General features: G+C 40.5%; 2 protein-coding genes. Both read right to left on the bottom strand.

Annotated elements, in window-relative coordinates:
* Window positions 1-35: 35 nt before the first annotated feature.
* Window positions 36-482, bottom strand: a complete 447-nt coding sequence (locus N482_RS03295; RefSeq protein ID WP_063375729.1) for a hypothetical protein — start codon at window positions 480-482, stop codon at window positions 36-38.
* Window positions 475-1,816 (bottom strand): RHS repeat-associated core domain-containing protein (locus N482_RS03290; protein WP_331245809.1); only part of this gene is annotated, 1,342 nt, incomplete at its 5' end. The genes N482_RS03290 and N482_RS03295, both read right to left, overlap by 8 nt.

Raw genomic sequence — 1,816 nt, 5'->3', positions numbered from 1 at the left:
ACTTGGAACTTGAATTCGGGCATGTTATGTATTATTTATTCCCCTACATATTTTTTTATTCTCTCAATATCGCTTTTATTGATGCAACTTTTAAGAGCATACTCGACTTCATTCTGATTTAAACCTATTAGCTGTACATTTTCCTTTTTTAGATAGATTGAAACAACTTTTTGTCTAAAATCCTTCTCCAAACCCTTAGGAAATTCATACATATAAAAGGAAAATCCGTTTGATGTGAATATATCAAAGGCCATTTTATCTTTCTTGCTAAACTCGAAGTTCTCTTCGTTGAGAGAAATACTTATATATTTAAGCTTCATCTCATTTGTAGAGTAAGTAAAAGCTGAAAAATCACTATCTCCAGTATTCACTTTCTTATATTGATTATCAATATTAACGTCACACCATTCATTTACCTCGACAGCATAAGCTAAATTAGTAAATGCCAAACCAAAAACAAATAATAGATTCTTGTTAGTCATACCAATCCACAGTATTAAATTCAATTACCCTACACCTTGACGAAGAGCATTTATAGTTGTAGTTATATCCAACATCAGGTCCTGTTGCACCAACGATATAAGGCCATATAACACTTGCAACTCCTGCAACATCTGGCCTCATAGCCCTTACTCCCCTAACTTTTGAAAACTTAGGATATACACCTAAAGGACTTCCATCGGTTATCGCTGCATTAGTTATTGCAAGTTCTCTTTCAAGGTTTAGCCTTAAACTAATATAACCTAGTCCCAAATCTCTATTTGAGCCCTCAAACCCAAAAAACTCCATCTCCTGCCTGAACAAGCTCAGATCGTTTGTAAATAGCTCTTCTAATCTACTTATCTCATCTTTTAAAGCTGAAGCCCTCCTAGCAGCTTTATAACGATTAACCTGTTCTTCGGCTAATCCTATAATTGATCCAAAGACTTGATTCAAAGTAAACTGCATTGCCCCAGTACGAGCACCATTAGCAAACTTTCCGCCTGTTATCTCCGATACTGTACCACCAATGACAGCTGAAATAACCGTACCTTTCGCTATTTGATGAAATTCTAGTCTACTTCCACCAGGTAAAAACGCACCGCCAGCACCTTTTGTTACACCTGCACTAATGAATCCATGTCCGAACTTTCCACCGCTAGCTGTAGCTGATACCCCACCTACCAATGCATGAGACGTTATCTGTGCTGCGACTTGTCCACCGGTTAACATATTGCCACCAAACTCCATAAGTCCCGCAGCCTTTGCCCCCTCTACACTACCAAACTGATCCAGATTATTCGCACCTAAGCTATTAAAATGCTGCCCTATTTCATAAAACGCCTGAGCCGTTAAACCGCCAATGACGCCCGCTTTAAGTGCTTGAGATGGAGAACCTCCCATAGCTCGCGTGAATTCATAGTTCCAAGCTGCTGCACAAACTCCAACTGCAGGCCCACAAAATCCAGACAATATATTTCCAACGATACTAACCACTTGTGCCCCAAACACTTTAGCCGCACCGCGAATAAACTGACGGTTTATCTTTTTCGAGAGGTTATGTAGTGCCTTAATCAAATACCCACTCGGATCCGTATAACTCAAAGGATTATTCAACACATAACTGTATGCGTTGTAGTTCTGCAAATTCATAGGCGCCTGAACAATCGGATCGGCCTGCATCACGCGTCCGGTATCTACATCGTAAACCCGACCGTTCATATGAAGGATGCGGTTGTCGTCTCCCAGTGCCACGGGCTCGTGCCCCGTATAACTGCGCAGGTTACGCGGTATCGTACCAAATAAACCACTTAGATGGTCACTGACATAATGCTCA

The sequence above is a fragment of the Pseudoalteromonas luteoviolacea NCIMB 1942 genome, from assembly GCF_001625595.1.
Taxonomy (GTDB): domain Bacteria; phylum Pseudomonadota; class Gammaproteobacteria; order Enterobacterales; family Alteromonadaceae; genus Pseudoalteromonas; species Pseudoalteromonas luteoviolacea_A.
This window is presented reverse-complemented; position numbering and strand designations above follow the sequence as displayed.

What these genes read in the sequence shown, in the direction of transcription:
- N482_RS03295 (WP_063375729.1), bottom strand. Translation starts at nt 482, where the DNA reads ATGACTAACAAGAATCTATTATTTGTTTTTGGTTTGGCATTTACTAAT.